This window comes from Nitrosospira sp. Nsp13 (genome assembly GCF_900101945.1).
In the GTDB taxonomy this organism is placed as follows: domain Bacteria; phylum Pseudomonadota; class Gammaproteobacteria; order Burkholderiales; family Nitrosomonadaceae; genus Nitrosospira; species Nitrosospira multiformis_D.
Window position 1 is genome coordinate 55,718 of sequence record NZ_FMVD01000007.1, and the last position, 17,269, is coordinate 72,986.

Consider the following 17,269-nt stretch of genomic DNA (forward strand, 5'->3'; position numbering starts at 1 on the left):
GTTTTATTGTTAACTAATCGAGGGTCCTGGCAGGCTGCCAGCTGTCGTGTCATGGGTCACTTCCGCGGCCATTTCCGGGATCGTTTCCGCTGGTTCAGGGCCAGCATGCGGCTCGCTGCCAAAATCCGCGGGAAAATCGTCCACCATGATGACACGCCGGCGCAGGGTCTCCATTTTTCCCATCAATTCCAACTCGTTGGTGGTGATAACCCTTTGCTTAAGGGCAGCGGTGATTTTTTCCTCCCGCTGTGCGGGGATCCGGCCCGCTTTGACGGCTGCGCGCAACTTGGATTCCACTGCCTCGCTTACGACTGCGCATCGCAGTGCGTGTTCCAGAATGCCCAGCGACTCCTCAGCGGATTCCGGCACGTAAATGCCCGTGGTCAGACGGTCACGCGTTTCCCCCGGCGTGAGCATCAGTTTGGCTACCTTATGACTCAATTCATCGGATGGTGGCGAGAATGATTTGCCCAAAGGAAATACAAGAAACCGAAGCAGCCGCATTCCTACAGCGCCCCCAGGAAAATTTCCCATCAAGCCATCGAAAGCTTCCTGCATGCGATAAAGTGCATCCCGCATCGACCAATGCAACAACGGTAAATCAGCCGCAGGGCGATCATCGTCCTTAAAGCGCTTGAGCGTCGCCGAGCATAAATAAAGCATACTGAGAATATCGCCCAGGCGAGCGGATAATCTTTCCCTGCGTTTCAGTGATCCTCCCAAAACAAGCAGGGATATGTCGGCGAGCAGCGCGAAAGCAGCAGAGAAACGTGTTAGTTGGCTATAGTAACCTTGTACCTCGGGACCCACGCTGCCGGGAGCGCTCGCAAGATAGCCGCCGGTTAGTCCATGCAGCAGGGAACGCATACCATTGCCGATACTGAAAACAATGTGCCCCATCAATGCGCGATCGAATTCCACCGAGGCACGCGCCGCATTGCTGTCATTCGCCGCGCGAATTTCCCTTAATACATAAGGGTGGCAGCGTATCGCACCCTGACCGAAGATAATCATGCTGCGAGTCAGGATGTTGGCGCCTTCCACCGTGATGCTGACGGGAATATGCTGATAATTGCGTCCCAAGTAGTTGCTGGGCCCCATGCAGATACCCTTGCCACCATGAATATCCATCGCATCGTTGATGACCTGGCGTCCGCGTTCGGTGAGATGATATTTGACAATGGCCGAGATGACCGAGGGTTTCTCGCCAAGATCCACCGCGCCCGCCGTCATCACACGCGCCGCGTCCATCATGTAAGTATTGCCGCCGATACGCGCCAGCGCCTCCTCCACGCCTTCAAAGCGCCCGATTGGCATTTTGAATTGCACGCGCACTCTGCTATACGCGCCGCTGGTGCGCGCCGCCAGTTTGGCTGCGCCGGTGCTGGTGGCCGGCAGGGAAATCGATCGTCCGGCCGCAAGGCAGTTCATCAGCATGCGCCAGCCGCACCCTATTCCGTCGCGCCCGCCAATTACCCAATCCATCGGGATGAACACATCCTTGCCGGAATTGGGGCCATTTTGAAAAGCGGCATCGAGCGGGAAGTGGCGGCGTCCGATATTGACACCCGGTGTACGGGTGGGGATCAGCGCGAGCGTGATACCCAGATCTTTTTCATCACCCAGCAGCCCATCCGGGTCATGCAGCTTGAATGCAAGTCCGAGGAGAGTCGCCACCGGGCCCAGGGTAATGTAGCGTTTTTCCCAGGTGACCCGCATGCCCAGCACATTCTGATCGCCGTTGAATTCGCCATGGCAGACGATTCCAAAATCAGGAATAGAACCCGCATCCGACCCCGCATCCGGTCCGGTCAGAGCGAAACAGGGGACTTCCTGCCCTTTCGCCAGACGCGGGAGATAGTAATCTTTTTGTTCCTCCGTGCCGTAATGCAACAGCAGTTCCGCCGGCCCCAGCGAATTTGGCACCATTACCGATACCGCCGCGGTGCCACTGCGCGAGCTGATCTTCATCACCACTTCGGAATGTGCCAGCGCAGAAAAGCCATGGCCCCCATATTGCCTGGGGATAATCATGCCGAAAAAACCATTGTCCTTGATGAATTGCCAAACATGGGGAGGCAGATCGTGCAGCTCGCGCGTAATGTGCCATTCATCCAGCATCGCGCACAATTGTTCAACCGGGCCGGCGAGAAAGCTCTTTTCTTCCGCGCTCAGTTTCGGCTTGGGGTAGGCCAGCAGCTTGTTCCAGTCCGGCTTGCCGCTGAACAGATCCCCGTCCCACCATACGGTTCCCGCATCCAGTGCCTCCTGTTCTGTCTGCGAAATCTGCGGCAGGATTCTGCGGAAAAATTTCAGCATTCGATTCGAAATGAGCGCACGCCTCAGCGGCGGGACAAATAGAATAACGCCGAGAACGACAAGCAGCGCCAGCAGCACAGAGGAGATCAAGGTAATTTTTCCGCTTGGATTTGAGACAGCCACATCATATTATTGTAGGGAAATCCGGACGCGATCAATCTTTTGCAGCCGCGCCGGCACTCTTTAAGCTCATTTTATTGTCCACTTTTTTAATGCCCTCCGCCATCCATGCGAGCATGATAACGCGATCCATCTGAGTTTGATTATCCACCAAACCACCCAGCATGACTTCGCCATTGCGCGCCTCGATTTTTACATCCAGGTTTTTGACATTCGGATCGGCGCGCAATGCTGATCGTATGTTGGCGGTAAGGGCGGTATCGTCGATGACAGGCCCTGTCGGGGGGGTTACCCAGGAGTCGTGCACCTTGTCTTCATGCTTCGTGCAGCCGGTGATGAAGAGGGCACCGATAAGCGTTCCGGTAAAAACCATCCATTTACATTTATCATTCATATTTTTTTCTCCCAACTGGAGTTGATCAAAAAATCGACGATCAAATCGACCCTTTACTGATAAGCCACGATTATGAAACCAACGCCGCTTTCAAACCAGTGCTACGCAGATATTTCCATACATGCTCCGGCAAATTTTCCATCAGGCAATCGAATTTCTTTACCCCTTCCATGGGGCGCAGCCAGGTGAGTTGCCGTTTTGCGAGCTGGCGCGTGGCGGCAACCGCCATATCACGCATTTTGCCCAAACTGATTTCATTGTCCAGATACATCCACACCTGCCGGTAGCCGACGCAGCGCATCGAAGGGCTTTTGTCGTTCAGACAGAATTTATCACGGATTGCACGAACCTCATCGATCAATCCCAGCTCAAGCATTTTTTCGAAGCGCTGCGCGATGCGCTGATGCAATACCTCACGATCACCGGGAGCCAGGGTGACGCGAATCACACGGTAAGGAAGATTAGAATGTCTGGGTTTTTTCAGAATTTCCGACATGGGTTTGCCAGCGAGATAACACACCTCCAGGGCGCGCTGGATGCGCTGGCTATCGGTGGGTTGAATGCGTGCCGCGCTGACCGGGTCAAGCTGCAGTAGTTCATTATGCAGCGCCGGCCAGCCACACTCTTGAGCCCTGGTTTCAATCAGCATGCGTATGCTGGCGTCCGCGGAAGGAAGTTCGGAAAGACCTTCCAGCAGTGCCCGGAAATAAAGCATCGTACCGCCCGCCAACAGCGGAATATTCCCTCGCTCCGTGATTTCGCGCATTGCGACAAGCGCATCACTCACAAATTGCGCGGCGGAATATCGCTCGTGCGGTTCGATCAGATTGATGAGATGGTGTGGCACTGCCGCCATGGATTGTGTATCGGGTTTGGCGGTACCAATATCCATATGACGATAGACTTGGGCCGAATCCACGCTAACGATTTCCACCGGCAGATTTCTGGCGATTTCCAGCGCGATGCCACTTTTGCCGCTTGCGGTGGGCCCCATTAGAACAATGGCAGGCGGAAAGGATGCGAAATCCTGGTTTTGAAATTCTGAACTTTGCTCTGTCATGGATCGATGAAGCGCCAGATTTGACCGGGATTTATTTTGATCGCTTGCTTACTCTTTATTTTTGAGCAAAGTTTTGAGATTTGCAAAGGGATTATGCGTGGCGTGGGTTTCCTCTTTACTACTCGATAAACCACCACCGCCGGTGCTATCCAGGTATCGGGAATGCTCGTTTTCATGACAGTACACGCACAGTAATTCCCAATTGCTGCCATCAGCCGGATTGTTGTCGTGATTGTGATCCCGGTGATGTACCGTCAACAACTGGAGGTTCACGTGAGTAAACTCACGTGCGCATCGCCCGCAGATCCAGGGATAAATCCTGAGTGCCTGTTCGCGATAGGTTGTGTTGCGTTGATCCCGGTTGTGCCGGGCTTCGGCGACAACACGATCCAGCCTGGCGTTGTCCGGTGGGGTTGATTTAGATGTCATGGGTTCGCAGGGAAGCCGGAACAAATTTCAAAATCCATGTAAATCCCGCATGGGAAAGCACTAACCAGAATCCGGTAGTTGACCGCACACTCCACCCCGTTCAACTGACACATCTGGGATTAAACGCCATATTCGATTGCATGGCAAGCGCCGGTTTTTTCGGTTAGAATTCCATTTTTGCCGCTGCGCTTCCCGCGCTGGCTTGTCAACTCCCGATACTATCTCATGATTCTTGTCCTGAGCCCGGATACCCGGGCTGACAGTTCCGAGTACAGGCAGTTAATGGTGCACCTGGCTAATTTGCCGGGTATCTCCACGCGCGTGCATAGCGAAGTTGGCATCGAGCAGACGCTGACCGAAGTATATTTGATTGGCAATACCAAGGCGTTGCCCGTTGAGGATATGCGAAGCCTGCCATGTGTCGAGCAGGTTGTCCGGATTTCGGAGGAGTATCGTGTTCTCGGCCGGCACAAGGACGATCACAGACCTACCTACTTCGACTATAACGGCGTGCGCTTTGGCCAGGATACGCTGAATGTATTCGCCGGGTTGTGTGCGGTGGATACCCTGGAGCATGTCGAATTAATGATGTTGGCGCTACGCGACAATGGGCAGGTGTGCACTCGTATGGGCGCCTATAAGCCGCGCACCAGCCCGTATTCGTTTCAGGGGCACGGCAAGGCATGTCTCCCTTACGTATTCGAGCTCGCCGGGAAATATGGCATCAAGGTGATCGCCATGGAAATCACCCATGAGTCCCATGTGGAAGAAATTCGTGACGCACTCTTCCGGACCGGCAATGCGACCGGCGTCATGCTCCAGATCGGTACACGCAATACACAAAATTTCGAACTGCTGAAGATTGTCGGACGTCAGCAGGACTTTCCTGTATTGATCAAGCGTGGCTTCGGCATTACCCTGGATGAATCGCTCAATGCCGCGGAATATCTGGCTTCCGAGGGTAATCGTAAAGTCGTGTTTGGATTGCGCGGCATGAAAACCAACATGGCGGATCCCCACCGCAATTTTGTGGATTTCGCTCATGTGCCGGTGGTCAAACGCCTGACGCGCATGCCCGTTTGCATTGATCCTTCGCATTCGGTTGGTCTGCGTGCATCTTCGCCAGAAGGCATCCTGGATATCATGCATGTTACCGCCCAAGGTGTGATAGCGGGTGCCAACATGGTACTGGTGGATTTTCACCCGGTACCGAATAAGGCGCTCGTGGATGGGCCGCAGGCGCTACTGATCAAAGAATTGCCGCTTTTTCTGGAGGATGTCCGCATCGCACGCGCCGCTTACGAACAACGCGTGGCCCTGGCCAGACATTATCAGGAAGCGGAATCGTAATCAGTATCGTCGCGTCCGTAAGACATCTCCGCAATCCACTTTATCGCAACGATTCGCCGGTTGCACGCTCGCCCCGCATGGAATTTCGAATTCCTGGGTTCGCTACATGCTACATGCGAGGTACCAATTTTAAATTCCCCGTGAATATTGCTGGATATCCGCGTTAAATATGCCCTCAACAATATGAGATATGGTGTTTTAGCGCTGCTGCTTATATTGCCGTGGATTTCCATCGGTGCTGCTGTGGATGTGACGCACAAGACTTCGCCGGCAAATGGGCCGCTTATTTTGCCGATTAAGCTGACCGACGATCGTGGACGCGATATCCGCCTGAATCATTTTGCTACACGTATTATCTCGCTCTCTCCCCATATCACCGAACTGGTATTCGCAGCAGGTGCTGGCGGCAAGCTTGTGGGCGTCAGCCGTTACAGCGATTATCCGGAGGCGGCTAAATCCATTCCGGACGTTGGGGATTCATCCAGTCTTGATCTGGAAAGAATTATTGCACTCAAGCCTGATCTGGTGGTTGCATGGCGTAGCGGCAACTCCATTTCCGATATTGAGAAACTTGAGAAACTGGGGCTGACTGTTTTCGCCACGGAAGCCACCAGACTGGAAGATGTGCCCCGTTTATTGCGAATAATCGGCGCGCTGGCAGAAACCTCAATACAGTCGGAATCAGCGGCGAGGGTTTACGAAGCGGAGTTGCGGCAAATCAAACGCACTTATAGCGGCCGTCAGCCGGTCAGGGTATTTCAGTTGATCTGGCATCAGCCATTCATGACGGTAAATGGTCATCATATTATCAGCGATATCATCGATATTTGCGGCGGCATCAATGTGTTCGCTTCCGCAGCTTCCCTAACGCCGGTGATATCTGCGGAAAACTTGCTGGAAGCCGATCCTCAGGCCGTTATCAGCAGCCTATCGCTCGAATTCGCCGAAACCGGGATCAGAGAGCGCTTGTCAACCATCAGCGCGGTCAGAAACAATCATTTATTTTTTGTGCACCCTGATTTCCTGCATCGCCAGACGCCACGCATTTTGCAAGCGGCGCAAAAAGTATGCGCGCAGTTGGAGGCAGTCCGCTCAGGCTAAGAAACTCCGAGTAACCCGGAGTTTTTGCCATCTGGTTTCATCTGTCGGATGAGCTCACTATAAGGGCGAATTGCACAGTTTTGGCCCCAAAAACCACACTCTTCTCCCTATCCAGCTACCGGATTCAGTATTAATCAGCAGCAGGCAGACTGTCCAACTCGACATTGAAGCGAAAAAAGCGGCACTTTTGCAGCCGATTTTTTTCAAGTCCGGCAGGCAGCTAGTATAATGATTCATCGGCTTTGTTATGGATTAAAGGTACACTATTGCACATGTGCGAAGGAGTGCGCGTTGGAACACACATTATCGGCGCTCAATGAGAATAGTTTTTATGGAGAACGACCAATGATTAAAGTATTGCTTGCAAATCCCAGAGGTTTTTGCGCTGGTGTGGATCGCGCTATTGAGATTGTCGAGCGGGCGCTGGCCATGCATGGTGCACCGATTTACGTGCGTCACGAGGTGGTGCATAACCGTTTCGTGGTGGAAAATCTGGAAAAAAAAGGAGCGGTATTTGTTGAGAATCTTGATGAAGTGCCTGTTGGCAGTATCCTGATTTTTAGTGCGCATGGCGTTTCCCATGAAGTGCGGCGAGAAGCCCAGGCGCAACAGTTCAAGGTATTCGATGCCACCTGTCCGCTCGTGACCAAAGTTCATATTGAAGTGGCAAAGATGCGCGAGCAGGGCAGGGAAATCATCATGATCGGCCACCAGGGTCATCCGGAGGTGGAGGGCACCATGGGCCAGGCCGAAGGGGACGGTCCTTGCATGTATCTGGTGGAAACAGAAGAGGACGTCGACAATTTGCAGGTTAAAGACCCGACTCACCTGGCCTATGTCACCCAGACCACGCTGTCGGTGGATGATGCAACGCGGGTGATCAAGGCCTTGAAGAAGCGCTTTCCAAAAATCACCGGACCGAAAAAGGACGATATTTGCTATGCCACGCAAAATCGCCAGGATGCGGTCAAAATGATGGTAAAGCAGTGCGATCTGGTGATTGTCGTGGGTTCTCCCAACAGTTCCAACTCCAATCGGCTGTGTGAGGTCGCACGAAACGCCGGTGTGGATGCATTTATGATAGATCGTGCCGAGCAATTGCAGGAAAGCTGGCTGGAGGAGAAGGACCGGATCGGTATTACCGCTGGCGCTTCCGCACCGGAAGTGCTCGTGCAGGAAGTCATATCGCGCCTCAGACAGATTGGAGCCGGACAGGCTGGCAGGGAAGTGGTGGTAGAGGAACTCAGCGGCGTGGTTGAGTCGGTGGTATTTCCATTGCCTAAAAATTGATGGGGCGGAGGTCAGGAACTTTGAATAAGTCCGTGGCCTATTTCCGTAATTAATGGAGTATTTAAATGGCTGTCCTGGCGGGGCCCGCATCGGGTCTCATGGGGGCAGTGGTATCACGATCGTCAGAATGCTCCCAGGCGCATGCTGGTTTGCCTGTGCCGACAATGCGCTCCACGGGACTTATTCAGAGTTGCCTGGCTAGCCTTCAAACCCCCTCTGGCAACTTGCCGTTGGAATATCGATGCAACATATACTGGAAAGAGCGAAAAAAATCCGCGCAGTTGTCTTCGACGTGGACGGAGTACTTACCGATGGAAGTCTCTATCTTACGGATAGCGGTGAGGAAATGAAGGCGTTTAATAGTCACGACGGTCACGGCATAAAAATGCTCAAGGCAAGTGGAATCAATATTGCTCTCATCACGGGTAGGGAATCCCGCTGCGTCGCTTTGAAAGCGAAAGACTGGGGCATTACGCTCGTTTATCAGGGCGCGAAAGTCAAGCTGCCCGCATTCGAAGCGCTTTTGCAGAAACTGGAACTGGATGCTTCCGCCTGTGCCTATGTGGGTGATGACCTGATAGATTTACCGGTAATGCTGCGCTGCGGTCTGGCTATTTGTGTGCCGGCCGCACCCGCGCTGGTGAAAAGGCACGCGCATTATGTGACTTGTCTCGAAGGCGGGCGCGGCGCGGTGCGGGAGATCTGCGAAATGATAATGCAGGCGCAGGATACGCTGGATGCTCAATTGGTAACGTACCTTAAATGACCAGCTGGATGCTTTCCGGATTTCTGCTCCTTCTGGCTACCTTGCTGGCGGCGCTGTTGTTCTGGTTGAACCAGTCGGCACAAGCGCCCTCTCCGGTCCAGGCCGATGGGTCGCGTGGCGCCGCACCTGACTACATGATAGAAAATTTCTCCGCAGTGCGCATGGACCGTGATGGCGTTACGCGTCACTTGCTTTCCGCAAAAAGAATGCTGCATTATCCGGACGACGATACCACTGATCTGGAACAACCCCGCTTCATCAATACCGAGCCCGGTAAACCGGTGATGCGGGTGGATGCGGACCAGGCGAAAATGACCGCCAACGGCGAAGATATCTATTTAACGGGTAACGTCAAGGTACTGCGGGGCGGGGGTAAAGGCCGGAAGGAGACGGTCATGACTACCAGCTTTTTGCATCTCCTTCCTGATGACGGCATTGCCAAAACTGACAGGCCTGTGGTTATCACCGAAGCGAATGCGGTCATCAAAGCGGTCGGTATGGAAGTCAGTAACCGTACCCAGGTTACCCAGTTATTATCGCAGGTCAGAGTTGTTCATGCCAAAGCGCGTTAGTGCGGTGCGTCAGGCGCATTACACGTATTTCCCGTTATCCATGAGCATATTCGTGAGACGGGCATGAAATCATTCTTCGTCATGTTTTTTTGGGCCATGGCAGCCCTGCTATTCACGCGACCGGTACTGGCCGAGCGCGCGGATCGCGATAAACCCATCCATCTGGAAGCCGATAAGGCCACCGTGCAGGATGCCAACAAACTTGCCACATTTACTGGCAACGTGGTGTTCACACAGGGTACGCTGGTCATCCGTGCTGACAAGATGACCGTGAAAGAAGATGCCAACGGTTTTCAATATGCTACCGCTTTCGGTAATCTCGCCAGCTTTCGGCAGAAGCGCGATGGCGCGGATGATTATATCGAAGGTTGGAGCGAACGTATGGAATACGACGGCAAGGCCGACAAGGTCCAGCTCTTCAAGAAAGCAAGATTGAAAAGAGGGCACGATGAAGTTCATGGAGATTATATTGCCTACGATGCTATCAATGAATTTTTTCAGGTTACGAGCAACACCGATGGGGCGAGCAGCACTCAAACAAATACTGACGGACGAGTGCGGGCAGTAATTCAGCCGAAGAAAAAGGAGCAAAAACCGAAGGATGAGAGTCCGTAGCGTCGCAATGCCGTCCCCGAGATGAGTGAGTTAAGAGCGGGTAATCTAAGAAAGCGTTACAAATCTCGCACGGTTGTGCAGGATGTGTCGCTTTCCGTCAACAGCGGCGAAGTAGTCGGTCTGCTGGGGCCTAATGGTGCCGGAAAAACCACTTGTTTTTACATGATGGTTGGATTGGTGCCTCTGGACGGCGGTGGCATATACTTGGACGAGCGCGATTTGACTCAGCTGCCGATTCATCAGCGGGCACGCCTGGGCTTGAGCTATCTGCCGCAGGAGGCCTCAATCTTCAGGCGGCTTTCCGTGGCTGACAATATTCGCGCGGTGCTGGAATTGAAGAGTTACACAGCCGATGAAATGCAGCAGCGTCTGGATAATCTGTTGCATGATCTGCATATCAGCCATATCCGTACCAGCCAGGGTATCAGTTTGTCCGGCGGTGAGCGCCGCCGTGTGGAAATTGCCCGGGCGCTCGCGACGCAGCCACGGTTCATTCTGCTGGATGAGCCATTTGCCGGGGTGGATCCCATTGCCGTGCTGGATATCCAGAAAATTATCCAGTTCCTCAAAGAACGCGACATCGGTGTTCTCATTACCGACCATAACGTCAGGGAAACACTAGGGATTTGTGACCGCGCCTACATCATCAGTGACGGTATGGTGCTGGCGAGCGGTAAGCCTGATGAAATCATCTATAATGAAGATGTAAGAAAAGTGTATCTGGGGGAACACTTCCGGCTGTGAAAATAAGGATTTGATCTGCACGAATTCGGTTTTACCGTTGTTTTTCCATACTATCCTAAATCCGCCCCGTAGCAGGCTCACCCAAAAGGTGAGAATCAAATAGCAAAGAAATTCTTTACGAATCATAATTCTAGACTGATAAATGAGCGATCAACCAGCGGATTTAGGATTATGAAGCCTACCCTCCAGTTTAAACTGTCGCAGCACCTGGCGCTTACTCCTCAATTGCAGCAAGCCATCCGGTTGCTACAGCTTTCCACGGTTGAACTGAATCAGGAGATTGAGCGCATCGTGCAGGAAAATCCCCTGCTGGAGCTGGATGACAGCATCGGTAGCGATGTCACTGAATATCGGCCTAACCTCCTCGATAGCTCGGTGGAACCGCTCGCCCCGGATTTGCTGGAAGCCTCCGGTGACACCATGGCAGAGATGCCTGCGACCGAGAGCGATTCTGGTACAAAAAATGGCATGGCCGATGAATCGGACTGGTCCGGCGACGATGGCGCTTTTCGCAGCACGCGTGATGAGGACGAGGAGCGAGATTTTCCGCAACAGGCGGCAGAGCCCCCCAGTTTACGTGAGCATCTTAACATGCAACTCAGCCTGAGCCAGATCGGCGAGCGCGACCGGCGAATTGTCGGCTTACTGATCGACAGCTTGAATGACGATGGCTATCTTGCTCAGGATCTGGAAGAACTCGTTAGCTTCTTGCCGCCGGAGCTTGAAATAGATATCGATGCTCTGCACATTGCCCTTGAATATCTGCAGCATCTTGATCCGCCTGGTGTGGGCGCGCGTAATTTGAGGGAATGCCTGAGCATGCAATTGCACGCTCTGCCGGAAGATACTCCCTTCCGGGATCGCGCGCTACTTCTGGTTGATAGCCATCTCGACAGTCTGGCGTCACGGGATTTTTGCACAATCAAAAAGTTGTTGCATTGTGATGACGAATGCCTGCGTTCAGTTCAGCATCTTATCACCCACTTGAATCCGAGACCGGGTACGGCATTCAGTTCGGCGGTAGCGCGTTACATTATCCCTGACGTGATCGTAACAAAAATCAATGGTTCCTGGGTAGCCAGTCTCAATCCGGAGGCAATGCCGCGCCTCAAGATCAATCGTCTCTATGCGGACATCCTTAAACGGAGCCATGATGATTCCGCGCGTCGACTCGTGAGCCAGTTACATGAAGCCAAATGGCTCATCAAGAATGTGCAGCAGCGTTTCGGCACTATATTGAGGGTTTCCTCTGCTGTCGTCGATCGCCAACGGCAGTTTTTTGAGCACGGTGCAGTCGCCATGCGCCCGCTGGTGTTGCGGGAAATTGCGGAAGCGCTTGAGTTGCATGAGTCCACAATTTCGCGTGTGACCACTCAAAAATTTATGCGCACGCCGCGTGGTATATTCGAGTTAAAGTATTTTTTTGGCAGTCACGTGGCAACCGATACCGGTGGCGCCTGTTCCGCCACCGCCATTCGTGCGCTGATCAAGCAAATGGTAAATGCTGAAAATGCAAAGAAACCACTGAGTGATAGTCAGATTTCAGAAATTCTGGGACAGCAAGGCATTGTGGTTGCTCGTCGTACTGTCGCAAAATACCGGGAGTCCATTCAGATTCCTCCCGTTAATCTTCGTAAATCATTTTAACCCCAAGCTCAGGAGGCATGATGAATCTAAATCTTACTGGTCACCACGTAGAAATTACCCCCTCCTTGCGTGATTATGTCGCTTCAAAGATGAGCAAGGTCACGCGTCATTTCGACCATGTTATTGATGTCAGTGTGATACTGTCAGTGGAAAAACTTCAGCAGAAGGCAGAGGCCAATGTACACGTGAAAGGGAAAGATATTTTTGTGGAGACTGACAGTGCCGATATGTATGCTTCAATAGACAGTCTGGTGGATAAACTTGATCGACAGATTCTCAGGCACAAGGAAAAGAATACAAGCCGCCGCAATAATGGTGCGTTGAAAAATCAGGAAACGGAACAGCCGGAGTAGCCGGAACGGATTCAGGATCGTAGAAGCCTGGCGTCTTCTCTTGTAACATTGGGAAAACGTCCATCGTCATGATTCGGTAGCTTAAACGCACAGCTACATTCTCATCAATCGTATTGCACAACTATTGCCCTATCGAATGTCCCGAATCAGTATCACGCAACTATTTGAAGAAAAGCGGCAAAAGCTGACTCTGACCTGGGAGGGAGGCAGGGACGGTGGTGACAGGCAACTCGACGATGACGCCATCGCCCGCTCTACACAGGGGATAATCGGTCATCTCAATTTCATCCACCCTAACTGGATACAGGTGCTGAACGATCCAGAAGCTGATTATCTCAATCAGCTCGATCCTGTTTCCTTGCGGCAGAATATGGAGCGGCTTGCGCAAAGCAACCTATGGTGCGTTATCGTCGCCGGTGGCGCTCCCGTGCCAGCCTCAATAAAGATTTTTGCAGACTCCACTCATACTCCGCTGTTCTGTTCGCCGCATTCCAGCCTGGAGGTGATCTGGATATTGCGCCCCTATCTGGGGCGCGCCCTGGCTCCTTCCAGTAGCCGGCACGGCGTTCTGCTGGACGTTCTGGGAATGGGTGTAATGATTACCGGCGAAAGCGGTGTCGGCAAAAGTGAACTCGCGCTGGAACTGGTGAGCCGTGGTCACGGGCTGGTCGCGGATGATGTGGTGGAGCTTTATCGCATCGCTCCGGAAACCCTGGAGGGACGCTGTCCGCCGATGTTGCGCGATTTTCTTGAAGTCCGCGGGTTGGGAATGCTGAATATTCGTACTATTTTTGGCGAGACCGCGGTACGCCGGAAAAAAAACATGAAGCTTATCGTGCATCTGCAAAAACCCAACAGTGTGGATTTTAATTCCCTGGAACGGCTGCCGATCAATGACGTCACCGAAAACATTCTGGACGTCAATATCCGAAAAGTTATCATCCCGGTTGCCGCGGGGCGCAATCTGGCCGTACTGGTGGAAGCGGCGGTGCGTAATTATGTCTTGCAGCTGCGAGGGATCGACAGCGCCCAGGAGTTTCTTGCGCGGCATCAGCAGGAAATGGAGAATCAGGAAAATGATAAAAACCTGGAAAATGAGCCGTGAATTCAAAATCGGTATCTATCGGTGTCTTTTAGGGGCATTCTTCATTCTTACATCTTGATAAGAAATGCAACTGATCGTCATTAGCGGCCTCGCCGGTTCCGGCAAGAGCATCGCACTTACCGCGCTGGAGGACAGCGGCTATTATTGCGTGGATAACCTTCCGGCAAGCCTGTTGCGAGAGGTTACGCTTTATTTAAAAGGATCGGCGCATCCGCGAGCGGCTGTCAGTATCGACGCCCGAAGCCGTGAGACTTTGCACCTGCTGCCGCAGCAGTTGGCTGACTTGAGGCGGCAGGAGATAGATGTGCACCTGCTGTTCCTGGAGGCTAAAACGTATACACTGGTAAAGCGTTTTTCGGAAACACGCCGCCGCCATCCACTCAGTGACGACCACTCGACGTTGCCCGAATGCATACAGCTGGAGCGCGAAATGCTGCGCGAGGTGCGCGATCTTGCAAGTCGCATTGATACTAGCGACCTGAGTGCCAGTTCATTGCGTGCGTGGGTCAGAGATTTCATCGGTCTCAATCCCGCAAGCCTGACGCTCCTGTTTCAATCGTTCGGCTTTAAGCATGGCATTCCACTGGATTCCGACATGGTATTCGATGTTCGCTGCCTTCCCAATCCACACTATGAGGTGCTCCTGAGGCCGCTTACCGGGAGAGATGGGCCGGTAATCGAATATCTTGATGCGAATATCGATGTCAATCGAATGTTCGATGATATCAGGCGATTTGTCGATGACTGGCTCCCTTGCTTCATTCGCGACAATCGCAGTTACCTGACCGTGGCTATCGGCTGCACCGGCGGGCGTCATCGATCGGTGTATTTCGTGGAACGGCTGGCACGTTATTTCGCGGGAAACAACCAGGTTCTGGTGCGGCATAGGGAGCTGGATTCATCCCTGTGATTCAACTGACTTGTAAAAGATAAATCGCCAGTATTATCAGAAAATAAACGGTCGACGCCCATGAGTACAATAAAAACCATTACCCTTGCTTTTACCGGCGCATCCGGAATGCCGTACGGTATACGCCTGCTGGAATCGTTGCTGGCGGGTGGCAATCGTGTCTATCTGCTGTATTCTCAAGCGGCACAGATTGTTGCGCACCAGGAAATGCAACTGGTGCTGCCGTCTCGCGCCAAAGAAGCGGAAGAATTATTCGGGCATCGATTTAATGCCGCTGAAGGACAGTTGCGAGTATTCGGACGAGAGGAATGGTTTGCGCCGGTGGCTTCCGGTTCCAATCCGGCGGACGCGATGGTGGTCTGCCCGTGCACCATGGGAACGCTTGCCGCTATTGCGGCGGGGCTCAGTCAGAAGCTGATCGAGCGTGCAGCGGATGTCATGCTGAAGGAAAGCCGGAAGCTCATTCTGGTTCCGCGCGAAACGCCATTTTCTGTCATTCACCTTGAAAATATGTTGAAACTTGCGCGCAGTGGCGCGGTGATCCTGCCTGCCAACCCGGGTTTCTATCACCATCCCGCGCAGGTGCAGGATGTGGTCGACTTTATTGTGGCGCGCATACTTGATCACCTCGGGGTGGCGCATACGCTTATGCCGCGCTGGGGCACAGAAAATTAGCCTTATGCCGTGCGATATGGAATAGAGCCTATCAATTTCAGGAACGTATATTTATTTCAACGCATTTTCCGCCGCACACTCCTCGACGGAAATCAAATCCAGGCCGATGGACGTTACCCGATAAATCCCGGCCTCGGTCACAATAAAATCCATCGGAATATCGTGCGGCTGGGGGTGGACGCTGCTCAGACGCAGTATTTCAAACGCCACACCGATAGCCAGCGGACGCGGTACGATTGCAACCAGGGTGCGATCAAAATAGCCGCCGCCATACCCAAGCCGGAAACCCAATTGATCGAAGCCGATCATGGGTGTTATCACCGCGCCAACCGTTACCGGATCGGTATTATCAGGCACCGGGATATCGTAAGTACCGATTTTCATGGGTGCTTCCGGCCACCATTTGCGAAAACGCAGCGCCTCATGTTTATTTACGATCTCGGGCAATGCAAGCGTTGCGCCATGTTCTCTGAGATAGTTCATCGCGGGACGCGGGTCATATTCGCCACGATGGGGCCAGCAAAACCCGACTACGCTGTTTTGCAACGAGGGAAAGCCTCGTTCTAGCGAGTATGTGATAGCCGTATTCCAACAGCGCTGCTCCGACTCGCTTACTAATTCCCTTCGCGTCATCAATTCAGTGCGCCGATGTTTTCTCCATTCCCGCCAGTTATGCATTATTTTGGTGAACTACTTGTAGAAAATATTGATTGCGTAAAATCATCGTTGTTTTTCGAACGGCAATTGACCTGATTGCGGGTACCCATGTTGCAGAATCAGTTTTCTGACCGGGGCGGGAATGGCCGCTTCCAAGGCGTCGTCAAGCATTATCCACATTGTCTCGTCTTGCTCCTGCGCCTGCATAACGGCGGGATAGGAAACGACTTGCAGCGGCCGCGGATGAATCCGCAGTTTGAAATGGGTGAAGGTATGATCCAATGGCGGCATGTGAGCCAGCGGCTTTACCTTCATTCCAAAGTGCTGCATACAATATGCGATGGCGTCTTCGCCCACCGGCATTTCGGGCAAGCACCATAGTCCGCCCCAAATCCCTGTGGCAGGACGTTTTCCCAGCAGCACTTTGCCTTGCTTCATTAGCATCAACAGAACCGTTTCTTTTTCCGGTAGCGGCCTGCGGAGCCGGGAAACAGGAAGCCGAGCCACGCAGTCATTCCGCAGCGCGATGCAATCCTGCTGCAACGGGCATGTCATGCACTTGGGTTGGCCGCGGGTGCAAACGGTTGCGCCCAGATCCATCAGTGCCTGAGTATAAATCTCTATCTGGTTACCTTCGTAACTCTCCGGCAGTAGTTCTTCAGCTTTCCGCCACAGCAACAACTCATTCTTTCTTTCTCCGGGGTAGCCATCCACGCCGAAGCAGCGGGCAAAAACGCGCTTGACGTTGCCATCGAGTATGGCGCGTTGCTCTCCATAGGCGAACACCGCAATGGCGGCAGCGGTGGAGCGCCCAATGCCGGGGAGCTGTTGAATGACTTCGAAGTTTCGCGGAAATATGCCACCCTGATCTCTGGCGATCAAACGTGCCGCCTGATGCAGATTCCTTCCACGTGAGTAGTAACCTAGGCCGCTCCATAGCGCTAATACTTCATCCACAGAACTTGAGGCGACACTTTCGATATCGGGAAAGCGCTGCAGAAACCGCAGGTAATAGGGAATGACGGTGGTTACCTGCGTTTGCTGCAACATGATCTCGGAAACCCAGATAGCATACGGGTCGCGCGTGTTCTGCCAGGGAAGGTTGCTACGTCCATGGAGTTTTTGCCAATGGATCAGTTTGGCGGAGAAAGTAGACATGTGA

Annotated in this window: 18 protein-coding genes; 12 read left to right on the forward strand and 6 right to left on the reverse strand. The window is 52.9% G+C overall.

Annotated elements, in window-relative coordinates:
* Positions 1-9: 9 nt before the first annotated feature.
* From BLO43_RS09900 to BLO43_RS09915, 4 genes are all read right to left on the reverse strand, one after another.
* The gene (locus BLO43_RS09900; RefSeq protein ID WP_090906930.1) at positions 10-2,409 is read right to left on the reverse strand and encodes an acyl-CoA dehydrogenase; all 2,400 of its coding nucleotides are present in this window, start codon (positions 2,407-2,409) and stop codon (positions 10-12) included.
* A gap of 64 nt (positions 2,410-2,473) precedes the next feature.
* Positions 2,474-2,833: a BON domain-containing protein gene (locus tag BLO43_RS09905; RefSeq protein WP_254773421.1), complete on the reverse strand. Its 360-nt coding sequence runs from the start codon at positions 2,831-2,833 to the stop codon at positions 2,474-2,476.
* Positions 2,834-2,903: 70 nt separating this feature from the next.
* On the reverse strand, positions 2,904-3,893 hold the full coding sequence (miaA, locus tag BLO43_RS09910) for a tRNA (adenosine(37)-N6)-dimethylallyltransferase MiaA (protein ID WP_090906931.1): 990 nt from the start codon (positions 3,891-3,893) through the stop codon (positions 2,904-2,906).
* A 48-nt stretch (positions 3,894-3,941) separates the two neighbouring features.
* Complete coding sequence (locus BLO43_RS09915) at positions 3,942-4,322, reverse strand: YajD family HNH nuclease (RefSeq protein ID WP_090906932.1); 381 nt, start codon at positions 4,320-4,322, stop codon at positions 3,942-3,944.
* A 225-nt stretch (positions 4,323-4,547) separates the two neighbouring features.
* Between BLO43_RS09915 and BLO43_RS09920 the strand changes: the two genes are divergently transcribed.
* From BLO43_RS09920 to BLO43_RS09975, 12 genes are all read left to right on the forward strand, one after another.
* A complete protein-coding gene (locus tag BLO43_RS09920) occupies positions 4,548-5,672 on the forward strand; it encodes a hypothetical protein (RefSeq protein ID WP_090906933.1) in 1,125 nt (374 codons plus the stop codon).
* A gap of 183 nt (positions 5,673-5,855) precedes the next feature.
* On the forward strand, positions 5,856-6,773 hold the full coding sequence (locus BLO43_RS09925) for a cobalamin-binding protein (protein WP_090906934.1): 918 nt from the start codon (positions 5,856-5,858) through the stop codon (positions 6,771-6,773).
* A gap of 345 nt (positions 6,774-7,118) precedes the next feature.
* On the forward strand, positions 7,119-8,063 hold the full coding sequence (gene ispH / locus BLO43_RS09930; RefSeq protein ID WP_074630620.1) for a 4-hydroxy-3-methylbut-2-enyl diphosphate reductase: 945 nt from the start codon (positions 7,119-7,121) through the stop codon (positions 8,061-8,063).
* A gap of 241 nt (positions 8,064-8,304) precedes the next feature.
* Positions 8,305-8,829 (forward strand): 3-deoxy-manno-octulosonate-8-phosphatase KdsC, encoded by a 525-nt coding sequence (gene kdsC / locus BLO43_RS09935; RefSeq protein ID WP_090906935.1) that lies wholly within the window; start codon positions 8,305-8,307, stop codon positions 8,827-8,829.
* Entirely contained in the window at positions 8,826-9,401 is a 576-nt protein-coding gene (gene lptC, locus BLO43_RS09940) for an LPS export ABC transporter periplasmic protein LptC (RefSeq protein ID WP_090906936.1), read from the forward strand. The genes kdsC and lptC overlap by 4 nt, the downstream gene beginning before the upstream one ends.
* 63 nt (positions 9,402-9,464) lie before the next feature.
* On the forward strand, positions 9,465-10,016 hold the full coding sequence (gene lptA / locus BLO43_RS09945; protein WP_090906937.1) for a lipopolysaccharide transport periplasmic protein LptA: 552 nt from the start codon (positions 9,465-9,467) through the stop codon (positions 10,014-10,016).
* A 21-nt stretch (positions 10,017-10,037) separates the two neighbouring features.
* On the forward strand, positions 10,038-10,760 hold the full coding sequence (gene lptB / locus BLO43_RS09950) for an LPS export ABC transporter ATP-binding protein (protein WP_090906938.1): 723 nt from the start codon (positions 10,038-10,040) through the stop codon (positions 10,758-10,760).
* 171 nt (positions 10,761-10,931) lie between these two features.
* The gene (locus BLO43_RS09955) at positions 10,932-12,407 is read left to right on the forward strand and encodes an RNA polymerase factor sigma-54 (RefSeq protein ID WP_090906939.1); all 1,476 of its coding nucleotides are present in this window, start codon (positions 10,932-10,934) and stop codon (positions 12,405-12,407) included.
* A gap of 20 nt (positions 12,408-12,427) precedes the next feature.
* Positions 12,428-12,760 carry a ribosome hibernation-promoting factor, HPF/YfiA family gene (gene raiA, locus BLO43_RS09960; protein WP_090906940.1) on the forward strand — a complete coding sequence of 111 codons (333 nt, stop codon included), beginning with the start codon at positions 12,428-12,430 and terminating at the stop codon, positions 12,758-12,760.
* 136 nt (positions 12,761-12,896) lie between these two features.
* A complete protein-coding gene (hprK, locus tag BLO43_RS09965) occupies positions 12,897-13,865 on the forward strand; it encodes an HPr(Ser) kinase/phosphatase (RefSeq protein ID WP_090906941.1) in 969 nt (322 codons plus the stop codon).
* 64 nt (positions 13,866-13,929) lie between these two features.
* On the forward strand, positions 13,930-14,775 hold the full coding sequence (rapZ, locus tag BLO43_RS09970) for an RNase adapter RapZ (RefSeq protein WP_090906942.1): 846 nt from the start codon (positions 13,930-13,932) through the stop codon (positions 14,773-14,775).
* A 60-nt stretch (positions 14,776-14,835) separates the two neighbouring features.
* Positions 14,836-15,450 carry a flavin prenyltransferase UbiX gene (locus BLO43_RS09975; protein ID WP_090906943.1) on the forward strand — a complete coding sequence of 205 codons (615 nt, stop codon included), beginning with the start codon at positions 14,836-14,838 and terminating at the stop codon, positions 15,448-15,450.
* A 51-nt stretch (positions 15,451-15,501) separates the two neighbouring features.
* Here BLO43_RS09975 and BLO43_RS09980 read toward each other — a convergent pair whose 3' ends face one another.
* Together BLO43_RS09980 and mutY are read right to left on the reverse strand one after the other, a co-directional pair.
* Positions 15,502-16,128 carry a 5-formyltetrahydrofolate cyclo-ligase gene (locus tag BLO43_RS09980; RefSeq protein WP_090906944.1) on the reverse strand — a complete coding sequence of 209 codons (627 nt, stop codon included), beginning with the start codon at positions 16,126-16,128 and terminating at the stop codon, positions 15,502-15,504.
* A 42-nt stretch (positions 16,129-16,170) separates the two neighbouring features.
* Complete coding sequence (gene mutY / locus BLO43_RS09985; RefSeq protein ID WP_090906945.1) at positions 16,171-17,265, reverse strand: A/G-specific adenine glycosylase; 1,095 nt, start codon at positions 17,263-17,265, stop codon at positions 16,171-16,173.
* Between the last annotated feature and the right edge of the window lie 4 nt (positions 17,266-17,269).

Excerpts from the sequence above, each read along its gene's own strand:
- BLO43_RS09975 (WP_090906943.1), top strand. The coding sequence starts at position 14,836 with ATGAGTACAATAAAAACCATTACCCTTGCTTTTACCGGCGCATCCGGA.
- BLO43_RS09925 (WP_090906934.1), top strand. The coding sequence starts at position 5,856 with ATGAGATATGGTGTTTTAGCGCTGCTGCTTATATTGCCGTGGATTTCC.
- BLO43_RS09955 (WP_090906939.1), top strand. The coding sequence starts at position 10,932 with ATGAAGCCTACCCTCCAGTTTAAACTGTCGCAGCACCTGGCGCTTACT.
- BLO43_RS09920 (WP_090906933.1), top strand. The coding sequence starts at position 4,548 with ATGATTCTTGTCCTGAGCCCGGATACCCGGGCTGACAGTTCCGAGTAC.
- miaA (WP_090906931.1), bottom strand. The coding sequence starts at position 3,893 with ATGACAGAGCAAAGTTCAGAATTTCAAAACCAGGATTTCGCATCCTTT.
- raiA (WP_090906940.1), top strand. The coding sequence starts at position 12,428 with ATGAATCTAAATCTTACTGGTCACCACGTAGAAATTACCCCCTCCTTG.
- mutY (WP_090906945.1), bottom strand. The coding sequence starts at position 17,265 with ATGTCTACTTTCTCCGCCAAACTGATCCATTGGCAAAAACTCCATGGA.
- kdsC (WP_090906935.1), top strand. The coding sequence starts at position 8,305 with ATGCAACATATACTGGAAAGAGCGAAAAAAATCCGCGCAGTTGTCTTC.
- lptA (WP_090906937.1), top strand. The coding sequence starts at position 9,465 with ATGAAATCATTCTTCGTCATGTTTTTTTGGGCCATGGCAGCCCTGCTA.
- lptB (WP_090906938.1), top strand. The coding sequence starts at position 10,038 with ATGAGTGAGTTAAGAGCGGGTAATCTAAGAAAGCGTTACAAATCTCGC.
- ispH (WP_074630620.1), top strand. The coding sequence starts at position 7,119 with ATGATTAAAGTATTGCTTGCAAATCCCAGAGGTTTTTGCGCTGGTGTG.
- rapZ (WP_090906942.1), top strand. The coding sequence starts at position 13,930 with ATGCAACTGATCGTCATTAGCGGCCTCGCCGGTTCCGGCAAGAGCATC.
- BLO43_RS09980 (WP_090906944.1), bottom strand. The coding sequence starts at position 16,128 with ATGCATAACTGGCGGGAATGGAGAAAACATCGGCGCACTGAATTGATG.
- lptC (WP_090906936.1), top strand. The coding sequence starts at position 8,826 with ATGACCAGCTGGATGCTTTCCGGATTTCTGCTCCTTCTGGCTACCTTG.
- BLO43_RS09905 (WP_254773421.1), bottom strand. The coding sequence starts at position 2,833 with ATGAATGATAAATGTAAATGGATGGTTTTTACCGGAACGCTTATCGGT.
- hprK (WP_090906941.1), top strand. The coding sequence starts at position 12,897 with ATGTCCCGAATCAGTATCACGCAACTATTTGAAGAAAAGCGGCAAAAG.
- BLO43_RS09915 (WP_090906932.1), bottom strand. The coding sequence starts at position 4,322 with ATGACATCTAAATCAACCCCACCGGACAACGCCAGGCTGGATCGTGTT.